We start from the raw sequence: 17,178 nt of genomic DNA, 5'->3' as shown, positions 1-17,178 counted from the left end.
GGCCCGGTCCCTCATTTCGCGATGTCTCCCAAACCCACCTTGAACACCTTCATCACCAGCGACATGAAACCGATGCACAGCACCAGCAGCAGGAAGGCGTAGGCCGCCCCCTGGTTCCAGTTGCCGCCTTCGAAGAACCAGTTGTAGATGATCTGGGTGAACCAGCGGCTGCCCGGCGAGCCAAGCAGCGCCGGCACCGCGTAGCTGCCGGCGGCCAGCATGAAGGTCATGATGCAGCCGGTGGCGATGCCCGGCTTGGCGTGGGGAATCACGATGCGCCGATGGGTGCGCAGCGTGCCGGCGCCCAGGTCCCGGGCGGCACGCACCTGGTTGTCGTCGAGGCTCTCGATGGCGTTGTAGAGCGGGAACACCATGAACAGGATATAGGCATAGACCATGCCCACCATCACCCCGCCATCGCCGCTGAGGAAGCGGATGGGGCGGTCGATGAGTCCCAGCATCAGCAGCAGCTCGTTGAGCGGCCCGCGGAAGGCCAGGATGATGAACCACGAGTAGGTGCGCATGATCTCGTTGATCCAGAAGGGAATGATCAGCAGCAGGATGCAGAGTGCCGCCTGCCGCGGGGTGGCCACCTTGGCCAGGTACCAGGCCAGCGGATAGCTCACGGCGAGGGTCAGCAGGGTCACCAGCACGCTGGACCACAGCGTCTTGAAGAAGATGGCGCGGTGGATATCGTTGGCAAACAGGGTGGCGTAGTTGGCCAGTGTCCAGCCATCCTCGGGGCCACCGCGCTGGTCGGGCAGCAGGTTGGGGCGCAGCGAGTAGTCGATCATCTGCAGCTGCGGCAGGGTCACCATCAGGATCAGCCAGATGCCCAGCAGCGCCAGGATGGCCGCCGACAGGGGGCCACCGAAGCGGGCGGCGAGGTGCCTAAACATCTGCTGCCTCCACCACCTCGCCGGTGGCCTCGTCCACCCGCGGGCCGTCATCCCGGGGCAGCACCACCGTCTCGGCGGGATCATAGCCCAGGGTGATCGCCTCGCCGGGCACCAGTGCATCGGCGAAGCTTCGCGACACCTCGCTGCCCAGCTGCACCCGCAGCGCCTCGCCGGAACCCGGGAGGCGTGCCTGCACCATCAGCCAGGCGCCCTCGAAGCTGACCGACTCGACCTCCGCGACCAGGGTCGAACCGCCCATGGAGGCATCACCGGAAGTGCCGGCGGCCACTGGACGCAGCTGCTCGGGGCGCACATAGAGCGCCACCTCCGCGCCGCCGCCCAGGCTCGCCTCCTCGCCCACACGGCCCTCCAGCTCACCCAGGGTCCCGGCATCCAGGCGCACCCGCTCGCCCAGACGGTCGATCACCCTCGCCTCGATGCGGTTGTTCTCGCCGACGAAGGCCGCCACGAAGCCGGTGGCCGGCTGGCGATAGAGGGTCATGGGATCGGCCACCTGCTGCAGGCGGCCCGCCGACATCACCGCCACCCGGTCGGACATGGTCAAGGCCTCGCCCTGGTCATGAGTGATGTAGATGAAGGTGATGCCGGTCTTGCGCTGGATCGCCTTGAGCTCGCTGCGCATATGCTGGCGCAGCTTGAGGTCCAGCGCCGAGAGCGGCTCGTCGAGCAGCAGCACCCGCGGCTCCACGGCCAGCGCCCGGGCGATGGCCACACGCTGCTTCTGGCCGCCGGAGAGCTCGGTGACCCGGCGCGACCCCACGCCCTCCAGGGCCACCAGTGACAGCAGTCGCTCGGCGGTGGCGCGCCGCGTACGGCGGTCGACCCCGCGCACCTCGAGGCCGAACTCGATGTTCTCGAACACCGTCATCAGCGGAAAGAGCGCCAGGTTCTGGAAGATCATCGCCGTGGGGCGGCGATTCACCGACACCCCGGCCATGGGCTCGCCACCGATCGAGACCCGGCCCTCGCTGGGCGTCAGGAAGCCGCCGATCATGTTGAGCAGGGTGGTCTTGCCACAGCCCGAGGGGCCGAGGAAGCTGAAGAACTCCCCCGAGCCGATCTCGAGCGACGTCTTGTCGATGGCGGTGAAGTCGCCGAAGCGCATCACCACTTCCTCCAGCCGGACGCTGCCGTCCATGGTCACCTCGCGGTCGGGCATTCGTCAGGCAGACAGGTAGCGGTCCTGGTACTCGTTGCGCAGCGCCACGTACCAGGGCTCCTGGATCGGCCACCACCACAGGTTCTCGAGATCCTGCTCGGTGTAGGAGTCGGTGAAGAAGTTGCGCGTCGCCTCGGGCAGCAGCTCGGTGGCGCCCTTGGAGGTGGAGTTGTAACCGGTGGCCTCGACGAACATGGCGCCGGCCTCGGGGGTGTAGTACCAGTTGATCAGCTCGTAGACGGCATCCGGGTTGCGGGCATTCTTGGGGATGACGAAGCCCTCCATCCACGCCAGGGCACCCTCCTTCGGCGCGCCGTAGGCGATATCGTCGCCCTCCTGGATCAGGCGGAAGGCGGTGGAGTCCCAGGTCTGGCCGATGATCGCCCCGTTGGTCCGGAAGGCGGCCTGGGCCTCGTTCTCGGTGTTCCAGAACTGCACCAGCAGCTCCTTGTGCTTGACCGCCTCCTCGAGGATGACATCGAAGTTGGCGCGCATCGCCTCCTCGCTGCGGTAGGAGTCGAGCAGCGGGTGGGGCAGCCTGCCCTCGCGCTCCAACCACAGGCCGATCCCCACCAGCGCCGAGTGGCCGCGCACCGTGACGCCCTGGCCGTGCTCGGGATTCCACAGGTCGGCATAGCTGAGGTTGGCGCGGTCGATGTCGGCATAGCGGCGGTGCCAGGTGATCGCCTCGGTGCCCCAGTCGCTGGGCGCGAAGTAGCGCTTGCCATCCACCACTCCGCCGGTCTCGGAGCCCGAGATGGCGCTGTCCAGGGCGCCGCTCCAGTTGATACGCGACTCCTCCAGCGGCTGGATGAGGTCGTAGTCGAGATAGCCCGGCACCCGGTCCACGGTGGGCATGATCACGTCGAAGCCCTCGCCGGCACTGGCGCGCAGCGAGTTCATCAGCTCGTCGTTGGTGCCATAGGGGGTGAAGGTCGCCGGGATGCCGGTCTTGTCGGTGAAGTCGGCCAGCATGGCGTCGTTGAAGTAGCCCGCCCAGGCGTAGATGCGCAGCGGCTCCTGCTGGGCCAGGGCCCGATTGATATAGAAGGGAGTCGGCAGTGTGGCGGCCGCACCGGCGGCCAGCGAGCCCTGCAGGAAGCGGCGACGGGTGATCGACATGGAAAATTCTCCTCGAGCGGTGGGGTCCGAAGATGGTGCGACGTGCCGTACCCTTATGTCGCCCGGCCGTGACAGCCGGATGACGCCGACATGACGCCTGCATGACCGTTCAATCTGAATCTCCAATGTAGGCGATTCCCCACACCTCGCCAGTGGGACGCCTCAACGCGGCGCTTGCCGGGGTGCGCCGCATCGGCGAGGCTGGAACCTGCCGCCGCGAGACCGGTCTCGGGGTGACCCCAGGAAACCGCATGACGACCGCATCCATGGAAGAGACCGCCCTCCCCCCTGTCCTTGCCGGCCCGCTGCTGCGCCGCCTGGCACCCGACCGCCTGGTGCTGTGGCTGGCAGCGAGCCGCCCCCTCGCGCTGACCCTCGCCCTCACCCCGGCCGGCGAGGGGACGCGACGGCTGTCCCTGGACGACCACTGCCGGCGGGTGCCGGTGGGCCGCCACGCCTGGCTGCATCTGATCGACCTGCCCCTCGAGACGCCGCTGCCGACCGACACCCTGATCGCCTACGACCTGCGCCTGCGCGACGCTGAGCGCCACCACGAGGGCGAAGACGAGCGCGGCATCGCCGACTGGGGCGACCACCTGCTCGACGCCGAGGGCGAGCTCCCCGCCTTCGTGCTGGCCGGCCGCCACCACCGGCTGCTGCACGGCTCCTGCCGCAAGCCCCACCACGACGGCGGCGACGGCCTGGTGCGCGCCGAGGCGTGGCTGGCCGAGCACCGCGAGGCCCCCGAGGAGCGCCCCGCCTGGCTGCTGATGACCGGCGATCAGATCTACGCCGACGATGTCGCCGGCCCCATGCTGGTGGCCATCCACGCCCTGATCCGCCGCCTTGGGCTGTTCGACGAATCGCTGGAGGGCGCCGTGGTGGCCGACAGCCGGGCGCTGCATGGCGAGGCCGCCCATTACTACGCGCGGGAATCGCTGCTGCCCGACGTGAAGAGCAGCGAGAACCTGCGCGAGCGCTTCTTCGGCGGGGTGCGCAAGCCGGTGTTCACCTCGGCCAACGCCCAAAACCACCTGGCCACCTTCGCCGAGATGGTGGCCATGTACCTGCTGGTGTGGTCGCCCACGCCCTGGTCATTGATCGAGGTGGCAACGCCCGCGCTGGATGACAAGCACGCCGCGCTGTTCACCGAGCAGCACGCGGTGATCGAGCGCTTCGTGGCCGGCCTGCCGGCCGCCGCGCGGCTGCTGGCGCGGCTACCGACCCTGATGATCTTCGACGACCACGACATCACCGACGACTGGAATCTCACCGCCGACTGGGAGCGCACCGCCTACGGCCACCCCTTCTCGCGGCGCATCATCGGCAACGCCCTGCTCGGCTACCTGCTTTTCCAGGGCTGGGGCAATGCCCCCGAGCGCCTGGCCAAACCGCTGGATGAGTGCGCCCGGCTGCTGCAGGACGCTATGGCGAACGACGGCTGGCTCGACGGCGAGGCCTTGGATGCCGTGATCCGGCGCCTGCTGCGCTTCGAAGGCTGGGAGTACCAGATCCCGGGAGACCCGCCGCTGGTGGTGCTCGACACCCGCACCCGGCGCTGGCGCAGCGAACGAAGCCCGAAGCGCCCCTCGGGACTGATGGACTGGGAGGCGCTGAGCGACTTCCAGCAGGCCCTGCTTCACCACCGCTCGGTGATCATCGTCTCGCCGGCGCCGATGTTCGGGGTCAAGCTGATCGAGGTGATACAGAAGCTCTTCACCCTGGCCGGCAAGCCGCTGCTGGTGGACGCCGAGAACTGGATGGCCCACCGCGGGGCGGCCAGCGTGCTGCTCAACATCTTCCGCCACTCGCGCACCCCGGGGAACTACGTCATCCTCTCCGGCGACGTGCACTACTCCTTCGCCTACGACATCCGCATCCGCCAGCGCCGCCAGGGCCCGCGGCTGTGGCAGATCACCTCCAGCGGCATCAAGAACGCCTTCCCCGATACCCTGCTTGACTGGTTCGATCGCCTGAACCGCTGGCTCTATGCGCCCTGGTCACCGCTCAACTGGTTCACCAAGCGCCGTCGCCTGGCCATCACACCCCGCGACCCCGACCACGCCAAAGCCGGCGAGCGGCTCTGGAACGGCAGCGGGATCGGCCTGGTCGACTTCGACACCCAGGGCCGCCCCCACGAAATTCGCCAGCTCGACGCCCGCGGCTTCGATGTCAGCTTCCCGCCGCCGGCTCAGGAGGAGACCTGACGCCGCCGCCACAGCGCCAGGCCGCCGGCCATCACCAGCCAGGTCATGGCCGCGGCGATGACGTCGTCGAGCACGATGCCGGCACCGCCGGGCACCGCCTCGGCCAGACTCACCGGCGGAGGCTTGGTGGCGTCGACTACCCGGTAGACCACGAAGGCGGAGGCTAACGTCCAGGGCTGACGGGCCGCCGCCTGGCCCAGCACCGCCACCGGGAAGGCGACGATCTCGTCGAGCACGATGCGGCCATCATCCTTGCCGCCCAGGTCCTGCTCGACCAGGTGACACACCGGCACGGCGGCGAGCAGCAGCGCCAGCGTCACCGCGATCTGTACCCGCCGGGTGCGTCCCAGCAGCCACCAGGCCAGCGGCAGCCCCAGCAGCGACCCGACGGTACCCGAGGCCCAGGGCGAGAGCCCCAGGCCGAAGCCGGTGGCCAGCGCCATCAAGGGCTCGACCATCAACCGGCCTCCCGGGCCTGGTACTCCAGTTCGGCGGTGACCTCGCCGGGCAGCGCCAGCGCGCGACCCAGCTGGTCGAGCCAGGCGCGCTCCATGGCGTTCTGCTCGTCGACCACCGCCACGCTGATCAGGTACATCTCGCGGGCAGCCTGGGGCGAATCGACCTGGGCCGCCAGCGCCTCGGCGTCCAGCGGCGCCTGGAGCTGACGCTCCACCCAGGCGTGCAGTTCGCGGTCCGCGCCCAGGGCGTCGATCTGGCCGGCGATCAGCTCACGCTCCTGGTCGTCGATATGGCCGTCGGCGCGGGCCGCCATGATCATCGCCTGCAGCAGCTCCAGGCTGCGCTGCTCGCGGGCCTGACCGGCCAGCCGCTCCACCGGCTCGCCCTCGGCGGGCGATTCGCCCTGCTGTCCACCGGCACCGCCGCGGGAGTTCTGCCACGCCTTCCAGGCCAGCATCCCAACCCCGGCGATGGCGCCATACTTGAGGGCCTTGCCACCCAGCTTGCGGCCGCGCTTGGAGCCCACCAGCAGTCCCAGGGCGCCGCCACCCAGCAGGCTCTTGACGTCGAATCCTGAGCCACCGCCCTGGCCGGACCTGGCCTCGCCACCGCCCAGCTGGCGGGAGAGGCCGTCCAGCATGCCCTTGATATCTAGGCCGGAACTGCCCTGGCCGCTCGACCCACTGCCGGACTGGCCGCCGGCCTGCTGCATCAACTGTTCCAGTATCTTGCTGGCGTTCATCGCACTCTCCTCGTGTTCACATGCCCGGATAAAAGGTGTGCCTGGATGGACTCTATCCCAGGCGTCCGGGTTTCGACATCAACTTCACGACGACGCATCATGAAGGCCAGCCCAGAACCGGAGACGCCCCGCCATGAGCGTGACCCTCGACGACATCCGCACCGCCGCCGAGCAGATCCGGGGTAGTGTGGAGCGCACCCCCTGCCTGCTGTCGCATACCCTGTCGCGGATCGCCGGCTGCGAGCTCTTCATCAAGTTCGAGAACCACCAGTTCACCGCCGCCTTCAAGGAGCGCGGGGCGCTGAACCACCTGCTCACCCTCACCCCGGAGGAGCGGGAACGCGGCGTCATTGCCATGTCCGCCGGCAACCACGCCCAGGCGGTGGCCTACCACGCCGCCCGGCTGGGCATCCGCGCCACCATCGTCATGCCTCGCCATACCCCCAACCTCAAGGTGCACAACACCCGTCGACTCGGCGCGGAGGTACATCTCGAGGGCGAGGGCGTCGCCGAGGCCGGCGAGTACGCCCACCGCCTCGCCGCCGAGCGTAACCTGGTCTTCGTGCACCCCTACGACGACGAGCGCATCATCGCCGGTCAGGGCACCATCGCCCTGGAGATGCTCGAGGACGCCCCCGACCTCGACGCCCTGGTGATCCCCATCGGCGGCGGCGGGCTGATCAGCGGCAACGCCATCGCCGCCACCGAGCTCAAGCCCGGCATCGAGATCGTGGGCGTGCAGACCAGGCGCTTCCCCGCCATGCAGCAGGCCCTGGCCGGTGAGGAGATCCACTGCGGGCTGGCCACCCTCGCCGAGGGCATCGCGGTCAAGCAGCCCGGCAAGCTGACCCTGCCCATCGTGCGCGAGCGGGTGCGCGACATCGTGCTGGTGGACGAGCCCGAGATCGAGCGCGCCATCCTGCTGCTGCTGGAGATCGAGAAGAGTGTGGCGGAGGGCGCCGGCGCCGCCGGCCTCGCCGCGGTGCTGGCCGACCCCGAACGCTACCGCGGGCGCAAGGTGGGGCTGATCCTGTGCGGCGGCAACATCGACATGCTGGCGCTCTCCTCGGTGATCCAGCGCGGCCTGGTCCGCAGCGGGCGCATCGTGCGCGTGCGCGTGGCGATCCCCGACGTGCCCGGCGCCCTGGCCGAGCTGACACGGCAGCTCGCCGAACAGCACGCCAACGTCATCCATATCGCACACCACCGCACCTTCACCGACCTCTCGCTGCGTGCCACCGAGGTGGAGGCCACCCTGGAAACCCTGGGCAGCGAGCACACCCGGGAGGTGATCGAGGCGCTGCGCCGGGATGGCTACGACCCGGTGCTGCCCGCCAACGAGGTCCACCCTGACGAACGCTGGGCCGGCAGCGACAGCTGAATCACCATCAGCTTGCCAATTGCTCAGCGAGGAGCGCTGGGGGCAAGCTGAAGAGGAGGTCCTACGCCAGGGATGGCGTCGGTAGCGTCCAGGGAGGGGTTCACAGCGCCTCCTCGAAGGCTTGCCGCCAGAACAGCACCGAGCAATGAGGGCGGCTGTTACCAGCGGCCTTACCCCTTGGGGGCATGGCGCCCTTGGGCCTTCCGGCGTACCCTATGCGCACTTTCCAGCGCGCAGCAGAAGAGACGAGGCGATGAGCAGCAAGATCACAGTCGACGCCCCACTGGTCATCCTCCACGGTGACGAGATGGCCCAGGTAGCCTTCGAGAAGATTCTCGATACCTTCGTGACCTCCCGGCTGGAGATCCCGCTGGTCGAGATCGACCTCTCCGCCGAGAATCGCCTGGTCACCAACGGCCAGGTGGTGGTCGATGCCGTGGAGGCGCTCAAGCGCCACGGCGTGGGCATCAAGAACGCCGGCATGACGGTCAATCGCGCCCAGCTCGGCGAGCTGCTCGCCAAGCACCCCGACCTCGACGGCACCAAGCTGCACCCGCTGGCCACCAAGTCGCCCAACGGCGCCATCCGCAAGGGTATCGGCGGCAACATCACCCGCGAGGACATCCAGTTTCGCAACCTCAAGGTCAAGCGCCCCGAGTGGGTCGACCGCGACATCGTCGTCGACACCATGGAGGTCGGCGGCATCAAGGAGAGCTTCAACGAGCTCTCCCGCGCCACCGGCATCGTCAAGCTGATGTTCGTGGGGGCCAGCGGCGACCCGGTGGAGCTGCACCGCCGCGAGGTCAAGAAGGGCGACCCCTGGCTGCTCGCCACCAACGACCTGGAAGACGTCAAGGCCTGGGCCCACCGCTTCTTCCAGCGCGCCATCGACGAGAAGCGCGACATCTACCTGGGCCTCAAGGACACCGTGATCTCCGGCTACGACGGGGTGATGCGCGCCGCCATCGAGGGAATCTACGACCAGCACTACCGCGAGCAGGTCGAGGCCCTGGGCCTTGCCTACTTCTACGAGCTGATCGACGCCCAGGCCGCACGCCTTGTCTCCAACCCGCCCGAGCGGGCGCTGTGGGGCGTGCCGGACAACACCACCGGGCGCAAGCTCTACAAGCTGGTGGAGCAGCTCAAGCAATACGGTATTCCCGACCGCAAGGCCCAGGTCTCTATCTCGCGCATGAGCGCCGGCGGCGGCGACCAGTACGGCAGCTTCAACGCCCCTGCCGAGGAGGACGGCATCCTCAAGGTCATCGTCGACGGCGAGGAGAAGCACGCCCGCCACGTCAGGAAGGGTGACCCCATCCTGCTGATGTCCAACGACCATGAGGCGATCAAGGATTGGGTGCTGCAGGTGTTCCGTGACGCCTCGCGCAAGAGCAAGGAGGTCTACTTCGGCCTCAAGCGCGAGGTCATGGAGTACGACGAGGTGTTCAGCACCGTGATCACCGACGTGCGCCGCGAGCTCGCCGAGGCCGACACCTCGCCCCCCTCCTTCATGATCATGCGGCCCTCCAGCCAGCTCATCAAGATGATCACCGACCCGCCGCGCAACGCCCTCTACCCGGCGCAGAACCTGGACGGCGACATCTTCTCGGACATCTCCGCCGCGCTCGGCGGCAGCCTGGCCACCGCCAGCTCCATCATCGAGAGCAAGGACGGCACCATGCTGTTCGAGGCACCCCACGGCACCGCCCACGACCTCTACCTGAAGTATCTGGAGAGCGACGGCAAGGAGGCCCACTTCAACTCCTCCGCCCTGCTCTACGCCGTGGCCAACGCCCTGGAGACCCTGGGAGAACGCGAGGAGAATCCCGCCCTGGTCGACTACGCCCACCGCCTCAAGGCGGCGCTGATCGACACCGTGGACGCCGGCATCATCACCGGCGACCTCAAGGGCAAGACCAACGCCCCGGAGAGCGAGACCCTGGTCGACATGCAGGGCTTCCTGGACGCCGTGGCCAGCCGCCTCTGAGCGTCACCCAGTCGCCTTCGACATCAACGGGGCCTGCCTTTGCGCAGGCCCCGCGTCGTTCGGCCACTCGCCTCGCGGGCCGAAAATGCCGATACTGACGGCCACCCTACCAGCCGGAGCCAACCCCATGAGCGAACACGAACGCACCATCATGGCCTTCGACGATCAGGGCCGCGAAGTGATGATCGACATCCAGGTCAGCGTGAAGGAGCTCGGTGAACTGACCCATGCCGGCCCGGTGAGCGGCGGCCCCGCCCTGCGCACCCGCGAGGGACACCCGGTCAGCTACCTGGGCGGCGGCGAATTCTCGGTCACCCTGCCCGGCGAGGAGGAGTCGATCTTCCGCACCGACGACCCCGACTTCGCCTGAGCCCAGCCACACATCCCCACTACCCGACCACAGGAGGCCCCCATGGCCGTAATTCTACAGGTGCACTTTCCCTTCGATGGCCCCTTCGGCGAGGCAATGGTCGAGGCCATGACGCCGCTGGCCCGCTCCATCAATGACGAGCCAGGCCTGCTGTGGAAGATCTGGACCGAGGATCCCGCGGGCAAGCGGGCCGGCGGTGTCTACCTCTTCGCCACCCGCGAAGAGGCCGAGGCCTATTGCCGGATGCACACCGGCCGCCTGGAGGGTATGGGCGTGACCGGCATCGAGGCCCAGATCCTCGAGGCCAACGAGGCGCTCTCGGCCATCAACGGCGGGCCGCTCGCTCTGACTCAGTGACTCACCGACCGCTCGCCAATGGAAACGGCTCAAGAGCGCACTGTTTCCAATAGGAAAACCTGAGTGTCGTGACACCGCCCTCTCGAGCGGCGTCACGATGCTCGGTCCCCGCCACGCAAAGCCCTTCAATCTCCCCGCCGACACCATGAAGCGATCGGTTCTCCCGCGGCGCTCCATCATGGCAACGGCAATTCTTGATGACACCCATTGTTTCCAATAGGAAACATCGTCTACTCTAGGCGCTATGCTGTCCGGTTGCCGCTATCCTTGAGGCACGCCGCTTCGTTTTCCCTGTTATCGGAGGCCCCCATGAGCGAGCTGAAGCGTACCCCTCTCCATGACCTGCACGTCGAGCTCGGCGCCAAGCTGGTGCCCTTCGCCGGCTACGAGATGCCGGTGCAATACCCGCTGGGCGTGAAGAAGGAGCATGAGCACACGCGCACGGCCTGCGGGCTGTTCGACGTCTCGCACATGGGGCAGCTGCTGCTGCGCGGCCCCTCCCCGGCCGAGGCACTGGAGACCCTGGTACCGGCGGATATCGTCGGCCTGGCCGAGGGCATGCAGCGCTACGCCATCTTCACCAACGAGGCGGGTGGCATCCTCGACGACCTGATGGTGGTCAACGCCGGCGACCACCTCTACCTGGTGGTCAACGCCGCCTGCCGGGACCAGGACATCGCCCACCTGCGCGCCAACCTGCCGGCCGGCCACGAGATCGAGGAGCTGGATCGCGGCCTGATCGCCATCCAGGGTCCGCAGACCGCCGAGATGATGCAGCGGCTATGCCCGGAGGCCACCGAGATGGTCTTCATGCAGCATGGCCACTTCGAGATCGACGGTATTCCGGTGTGGGTCAGCCGCAGTGGCTATACCGGCGAGGATGGCTTCGAGATCTCGGTGGCCGCCGAGCAGACCGAGGCCCTGGCACGCCGCCTGCTGGCGGAGCCGGAGGTCGAGGCGATCGGCCTGGGCGCCCGCGACTCCCTGCGCCTTGAGGCCGGTCTGTGCCTCTACGGGCACGATATCGACACCACCACCCTGCCGGTGGAGGCCGGGCTGATCTGGGCCATCGGCAAGCCCCGCCGCAATGGCGGCGAGCGCCCCGGCGGCTTCCCGGGTGCCGAGGCGATCCTCCACCAGGTCGAGGCCAAGGACCACACCCGCAAGCGGGTCGGCCTGCTCGGCGAGGGGCGTGCCCCGGTGCGCGAGGGCGCCCCGCTGCTCGACGCCGAAGGCAACACCATCGGTGCGGTGACCTCCGGCGGCTTCGGCCCCAGCGTGGGCAAGCCGGTAGCCATGGGTTATGTGACCCTGGCGCACGCAGAGGTAGGCACCACCGTCTACGCCGAGGTGCGCGGCAAGCACCTGCCGATGACCGTCAGCAAGACTCCCTTCGTCGCTCCTGGCTACTACCGGGGGAAATGATCGTCCGGCAACTGACTGCCGCAAGTCGCCGACCACCGAGGGCTGCCGCTGTTGCGTGAGGCAGCCGCCGCGGGCACATTTCGCCCGCGACAACGCAAGACTGGCCCCCTGGCGCTACCTCGCCACGGGGCCTGCAAGGCCAGGGCCGCCTGATCCGGCCCGAGCACACAACAATTCTGCCAGCACCCAACCACCGAGAGATCCTCGATGACTTCCACGCTCAATACCCTCTTCGGCCCGCTGCTGCGTCTGGGCCTGATCACCCAGATCGCCATCGGCATTGCCTGCGGCATCCTGCTCGCCGTCGTGTCGCCCGACCTCGCCGCCTCGTTCTCGCTGCTCGGCGAGCTGTTCGTCTCCGCCCTCAAGGCCGTGGCTCCGATCCTGGTGTTCGTGCTGGTGGCCGCGGCCATCGCCGGGCACCGCCAGGGGCAGCCCACCCATATCCGCGGCGTGCTGATCCTCTACGTGATCGGCACCCTGGTGGCGGCACTGGTCGCCGTAGTGGCGAGCTTCACCTTCCCCACCACCCTGACGCTGGACATGCCCGAGGTCAGTGGCAACCCGCCGGGCGGCATCATCGAGATCCTGCGCAACCTGCTGCTCAATGCCGTGGCCAACCCGGTCACCGCACTGATGGAGGCCAACTTCATCGCCATCCTGGCCTGGGCAATCGGCCTCGGCCTGATGCTGCGCCACGCCGGCGAAGCCACCCGCGGCACGCTCAACGACCTCTCCGAAGCCATCTCCGGTATCGTGCGCGTAGTCATCCGCTTCGCCCCGCTGGGCATCTTCGGCCTGGTCGCCAATACCCTGGCGGAAGCAGGACTGGGCGCGTTGCTCGAGTATGGCCGGCTGCTTGGCGTGATCGTCGGCTGCATGCTGTTCGTGGCGCTGGTCACCAATCCGCTGATCGTCTTCTCGCAGACGCGCCGGAACCCCTATCCGCTGGTCTTCGCCTGCCTGCGCGGCAGCGCCATCACCGCCTTCTTCACGCGCAGCTCGGCGGCCAATATCCCGGTCAACATGGCACTGTGCGAGAGGCTCGATCTCGACCCCGACACCTACGCCATCTCCATCCCGCTGGGTGCCACCATCAACATGGCCGGCGCGGCGATCACCATCTCGGTGATCACCCTGGCCGCCGCCAACACCCTGGGCATTCCGGTGGACTTCCCCACCGCACTGCTGCTGTGCGTGGTCTCCGCGCTGGCCGCCTGCGGCGTCTCGGGGGTGGCCGGCGGCTCGCTGCTGCTGATCCCCATGGCCGCCAGCCTGTTCGGCATATCCACTGACGTGGCCATGCAGGTGGTGGCGATCGGCTTCGTGATCAGCGTGGTCCAGGACTCCACCGAGACGGCGCTCAACTCCTCCACCGACGTACTGTTCACCGCGGCCGCCTGCCGCGCCGCCGAAGGGCGGCAGGCGCGAGCCGAGGCGCAGTAGCACCGAGTCGCCAAGACAACAAAAGAGGTTCACGACCATGTCCATCAGCGTCTTCGACCTGTTCAAGATCGGCGTGGGGCCCTCGAGCTCCCACACCGTGGGCCCGATGCGGGCCGCCTACGACTTCGTCGGCGAACTCAAGGAGCGCGACCTGCTGACCCGCGTGGCAAGGGTCGAGGTAGAGCTCTTCGGCTCGCTCTCCGCCACCGGCATCGGCCATGGCACAGACCACGCCGTGATCATGGGGCTGATGGGCGAGCGCCCCGATCGCATCGACCCCGACATCATCGCTCCCTCCATCGAGGAGCTGCAGGAGGCCCAGGCGCTGCGTCTGGATGGCCGCCACAGCGTGCCCTTCATCTGGGCCCGCGACATGCAGCTGCTCGAGGAGAGCCTGCCCCACCACCCCAACGCCATGCGCCTGATCGCCCACGGTCACAGCGAGGAGCTTCACCGCAACACCTACTATTCGGTGGGCGGCGGCTTCGTGATCGATGAGGCCCAGGCCGCCGCTGGCTCCCTGGATGCGGACACCACCCAACTGCCCTACGACTTCAACAGCGCCGAGGAACTGCTGCGGCTGTGTCACGAGCACGACCTGCGCATCAGCGAGCTGATGCTGGAGAACGAGAAGGCCTGGCGCAGCGAAGAGGAGATCCGAGAGGGCCTCGCCAGCATCTGGCGCGCCATGCAGGCCTGTGTCAAGAAGGGCATGGAGGCCGAGGGCATCCTGCCTGGCGGGCTCAACGTCAAGCGCCGCGCCAAGACCCTCTATCGACACATGCTGGCCAGCAAGGACGATCATTCGCTGATCGCCTCCACGATGTCGGCCATGGACTGGGTCAACCTCTACGCCCTGGCGGTCAACGAGGAGAACGCCGCCGGCGGGCGTATGGTCACCGCACCCACCAACGGCGCCGCGGGTATCATCCCGGCGGTACTGCAGTACTACATGCAGTTCCAGACCGGGGCCAACGAGCGCGACGTGGTGAACTTCCTGCTCACCGCCGGCGCGGTAGGCATCCTGTGCAAGAAGAACGCCTCCATCTCCGGTGCCGAAGTGGGCTGCCAGGGCGAGGTGGGCTCCGCCTGTGCCATGGCCGCCGCCGGTCTCACCGAGGTGATGGGCGGCACCATCGACCAGGTGGAGAACGCCGCCGAGATCGGCCTGGAACACAACCTGGGGCTGACCTGTGACCCGGTAGGCGGCCTCGTCCAGGTGCCCTGCATCGAGCGCAACGCCATCGCCTCGGTGAAGGCCATCAACGCCGCCCAGATGGCGCTGCGCGGCGATGGCGAGCACTTCATCTCGCTGGACAAGGTGATCCGCACCATGCGCGACACCGGCGCCGACATGCAGGCGAAGTACAAGGAGACCTCGACGGGCGGGCTGGCCGTGAACGCCATCGAGTGCTGAGCCGATGCTCGCCACTCGAGCGGAAGTGCAGAAGGGCCGCCCAGAAAGGGGCGGCCCTTCTTCAATCAGGCATCGACAGTCAAGGGCGCCAGATGATCCCGCTTGAGATAGCAGGTGACGCCGTCCGCCCCGGCGAGAAGGCGCGGCGTGTCGCCGACGGGCAGGCGCAGCCAGCTCCCCTTGCTGAGGGTCTGGCCCGGAGCCTCGCCGTCGAGCACGAGTTCGCCGTCCAGCACCAGCAGCTCTTCGCCCCGGGTCGCCTCGAGCGGTAGCGCCTGCCCCGCCGCCAGACGCTCCAGGCAGACTCGCTCGGCGGCGGACTCGAACAGCGGGCAGGTCTCGCGCCCCTCCCCCTGGCGATGCCAGGCGGCGGGGTCGTTGGTGTCGACGCGGACGTGATGATCGTCCTCCGGCGGCATCTGCCACAGCTTGACGAAGATGGTGGCGCCCGGCTCGCTGGAGGGTCGATGCGCGGAGCCCGGCGGGTTGCGCACATACCAGCCTGCCGGGAAGTCACCGCTCTCGTCGGAGAAGGTGCCGGAGAGCACCAGGATCTCCTCGCCGCCGGGGTGCTCATGGGGCGGGAAGTGGGAGCCCTGGGCGTAGCGCACCAGGCTGGTGGCGCGGGCCTTCTCGGCCCCTACCCGGTCGAGCATCACCCGCTCGACGCCGCCCTGGGGCGAGGCCACCCACTCGTGATGCTCCGGCGTGACGACGGCACGCCGGGTGAAGTCCGCATTGATACGCATGGTCACTCCTGGAAAGCGGAAGTTGGAAGAATTATCCCCCATGATGGTGGATTACGCCCCCCAGGCAAGGCTATGAGTGCTGCTTGATCCACTCGGCGGTGTCGGTGACCTCGGCATAGGCGAACGCCAGCCCGGCCATGAAGGACGCATGCACCTGGGCCGCCGGCACCGTCTCGCCGTTGAACGTCTGGTCGTGGGTGGCGCAGGCATCCTGCAGCACCGTGACCTGGTAGCCGAGATCCGAGGCGGCACGGGTAGCGGCGTCGATGCACATATGGCTCATGGCGCCCACCACCACCAGCTTCTCGATGCCCTGCGCCTGCAGGTGCTCGTGCAGGTCGGTACCGAGGAAGGCGTTGACGCTGTGCTTGAGGACCACCGATTCGTTGCCCGATTCCCGCGGCGCCATGGTGGCGTGAATGCGCGCCCCCTCACTGCCCGGCGCGAAGAAGGGCGCCTCGGCGGAGGGAAACTCGTGGCGGATATGCACCACCGGCAGCGAGCGCTCACGGAAGTGCCCGAGCACGGCGGCGGCCTGCTCGGCAGCCGGTTCGATGCCCACCAGTGGCCACTTGCCGTCGGGGAAGTAGTCGTTCTGCAGGTCGACGATCATCAGGGCGGTATCGCTCATCGGGGAGTTCTCCTTGGAGTTCGAGCATGCATCATGGCAGAGAAAACTCGCTGGGTCGGCTGACCGGTGCAATTCAACGTCAACATGCGCCCGCTTCGCCACCCGGCCCCAGGGCTATCGCAGATAGAGACAACACTATTTTGGGAAGCCCGATATAGTGGGAGCCCGATTTATCAGCGATCGCGGTGGTACAAGGGCAGCTACTGTGGGAGCCCGATTTATCGGCGATGGAAGAGGCCACCACAACACAGCCAGGCACCTGCCGGCGCCATCACCCGGCCCGAAGGCGTTTGACATCGCCCCGGCGGCGCCGTACCGTAAAACCAGCGCCGATTTGAATCCCAGCTTGCGGGCGCTCTACAAATCCAGCTAAAGCGACGCCAAGAGCCCGCTTTAGCATCTGCAAAGCGGGTTTTGTGTATCTGGCCCTCGGGGCACCGCCGATTTAAGCACCAACTTGCGGGCGGGATAGAAATGCAGCTAAAGCGGCGTACGACTCCTCTCCCCTGGGTCGGCGCTTGCCGAACCACGACCTCCAGACAGGGGAAAAGGAGACCGACATGAGCCATCTTGCCCAGACCACCACCGACCAACGCCAAGGTTCCACCACGCTCGCCCGCCTCGCCGCGCTCGACCTGACCCAGGACGATATCGTGCGCCCGGAGCTGCGCGATGACGCCATCCTCGCTGGGCGCTCACGGCGTACCACCCGTCCACGGCCAGGCCAGCTTGATTCCGGCCGCCAGGGATGGCGAACTGATAACAACACAATATCAACGAGCCCGGACGACTGGGCGTAGAGGAGC

General features: G+C 67.8%; 16 protein-coding genes. 9 read left to right on the top strand and 7 right to left on the bottom strand.

The window, feature by feature from the left end; genetic code table 11:
• Positions 1 to 11 precede the first annotated feature (11 nt).
• The 3 genes from GRB96_RS06500 to GRB96_RS06490 are packed head-to-tail and all read right to left on the bottom strand — an operon-like array spanning position 12 to position 3,201.
• Entirely contained in the window at positions 12 to 899 is an 888-nt protein-coding gene (locus GRB96_RS06500; protein WP_161431373.1) for an ABC transporter permease, read from the bottom strand.
• A complete protein-coding gene (locus GRB96_RS06495; protein WP_161431372.1) occupies positions 892 to 2,058 on the bottom strand; it encodes an ABC transporter ATP-binding protein in 1,167 nt (388 codons plus the stop codon). Before GRB96_RS06495 ends, GRB96_RS06500 begins: the two co-directional genes overlap by 8 nt.
• A gap of 24 nt (positions 2,059 to 2,082) precedes the next feature.
• On the bottom strand, positions 2,083 to 3,201 hold the full coding sequence (locus GRB96_RS06490; RefSeq protein WP_161431371.1) for a substrate-binding domain-containing protein: 1,119 nt from the start codon (positions 3,199 to 3,201) through the stop codon (positions 2,083 to 2,085).
• A 251-nt stretch (positions 3,202 to 3,452) separates the two neighbouring features.
• On the opposite strand from GRB96_RS06490, the gene GRB96_RS06485 reads away from it, so the two are divergent.
• Positions 3,453 to 5,408: an alkaline phosphatase D family protein gene (locus tag GRB96_RS06485; protein WP_240894137.1), complete on the top strand. Its 1,956-nt coding sequence runs from the start codon at positions 3,453 to 3,455 to the stop codon at positions 5,406 to 5,408.
• Here the strand turns inward: GRB96_RS06485 and GRB96_RS06480 are convergent.
• Both GRB96_RS06480 and GRB96_RS06475 read right to left on the bottom strand, forming a co-directional pair.
• Positions 5,393 to 5,866 carry a phosphatidylglycerophosphatase A family protein gene (locus GRB96_RS06480; protein WP_161431370.1) on the bottom strand — a complete coding sequence of 158 codons (474 nt, stop codon included), beginning with the start codon at positions 5,864 to 5,866 and terminating at the stop codon, positions 5,393 to 5,395. The two genes, GRB96_RS06485 and GRB96_RS06480, sit on opposite strands and share 16 nt — an antisense overlap.
• The gene (locus GRB96_RS06475) at positions 5,866 to 6,609 is read right to left on the bottom strand and encodes a tellurite resistance TerB family protein (protein ID WP_161431369.1); all 744 of its coding nucleotides are present in this window, start codon (positions 6,607 to 6,609) and stop codon (positions 5,866 to 5,868) included. The genes GRB96_RS06480 and GRB96_RS06475 overlap by 1 nt, the downstream gene beginning before the upstream one ends.
• Before the next feature lie 133 nt (positions 6,610 to 6,742).
• Here GRB96_RS06475 and GRB96_RS06470 point away from each other — a divergent pair, with 133 nt between their 5' ends.
• From GRB96_RS06470 to GRB96_RS06440, 7 genes are all read left to right on the top strand, one after another.
• Complete coding sequence (locus GRB96_RS06470) at positions 6,743 to 7,990, top strand: threonine ammonia-lyase (RefSeq protein ID WP_161431368.1); 1,248 nt, start codon at positions 6,743 to 6,745, stop codon at positions 7,988 to 7,990.
• 253 nt (positions 7,991 to 8,243) lie between these two features.
• The gene (locus GRB96_RS06465; RefSeq protein WP_161431367.1) at positions 8,244 to 9,977 is read left to right on the top strand and encodes an NADP-dependent isocitrate dehydrogenase; all 1,734 of its coding nucleotides are present in this window, start codon (positions 8,244 to 8,246) and stop codon (positions 9,975 to 9,977) included.
• A 127-nt stretch (positions 9,978 to 10,104) separates the two neighbouring features.
• Positions 10,105 to 10,347: a hypothetical protein gene (locus GRB96_RS06460; RefSeq protein ID WP_161431366.1), complete on the top strand. Its 243-nt coding sequence runs from the start codon at positions 10,105 to 10,107 to the stop codon at positions 10,345 to 10,347.
• A 42-nt stretch (positions 10,348 to 10,389) separates the two neighbouring features.
• Positions 10,390 to 10,704: a monooxygenase gene (locus tag GRB96_RS06455; protein WP_161431365.1), complete on the top strand. Its 315-nt coding sequence runs from the start codon at positions 10,390 to 10,392 to the stop codon at positions 10,702 to 10,704.
• A gap of 309 nt (positions 10,705 to 11,013) precedes the next feature.
• On the top strand, positions 11,014 to 12,129 hold the full coding sequence (gcvT, locus tag GRB96_RS06450) for a glycine cleavage system aminomethyltransferase GcvT (protein ID WP_161431364.1): 1,116 nt from the start codon (positions 11,014 to 11,016) through the stop codon (positions 12,127 to 12,129).
• Between the two features lie 207 nt (positions 12,130 to 12,336).
• A complete protein-coding gene (gene sstT, locus GRB96_RS06445) occupies positions 12,337 to 13,575 on the top strand; it encodes a serine/threonine transporter SstT (RefSeq protein ID WP_161431363.1) in 1,239 nt (412 codons plus the stop codon).
• A 37-nt stretch (positions 13,576 to 13,612) separates the two neighbouring features.
• Positions 13,613 to 14,992, top strand: coding sequence for an L-serine ammonia-lyase (locus tag GRB96_RS06440; protein WP_161431362.1), 1,380 nt, complete (start codon positions 13,613 to 13,615; stop codon positions 14,990 to 14,992).
• A gap of 65 nt (positions 14,993 to 15,057) precedes the next feature.
• Here GRB96_RS06440 and GRB96_RS06435 read toward each other — a convergent pair whose 3' ends face one another.
• Entirely contained in the window at positions 15,058 to 15,741 is a 684-nt protein-coding gene (locus GRB96_RS06435; RefSeq protein WP_161431361.1) for a cupin domain-containing protein, read from the bottom strand.
• Between the two features lie 70 nt (positions 15,742 to 15,811).
• Positions 15,812 to 16,372, bottom strand: a complete 561-nt coding sequence (locus tag GRB96_RS06430) for a cysteine hydrolase family protein (protein ID WP_023005296.1) — start codon at positions 16,370 to 16,372, stop codon at positions 15,812 to 15,814.
• Positions 16,373 to 16,932: 560 nt separating this feature from the next.
• Between GRB96_RS06430 and GRB96_RS06425 the strand changes: the two genes are divergently transcribed.
• Positions 16,933 to 17,172 (top strand): hypothetical protein, encoded by a 240-nt coding sequence (locus tag GRB96_RS06425; RefSeq protein ID WP_023007383.1) that lies wholly within the window; start codon positions 16,933 to 16,935, stop codon positions 17,170 to 17,172.
• The last annotated feature ends 6 nt before the right edge of the window (positions 17,173 to 17,178 follow it).

Source organism: Halomonas alimentaria (assembly GCF_009902005.1).
GTDB lineage: Bacteria > Pseudomonadota > Gammaproteobacteria > Pseudomonadales > Halomonadaceae > Halomonas > Halomonas alimentaria.
This window is presented reverse-complemented; position numbering and strand designations above follow the sequence as displayed.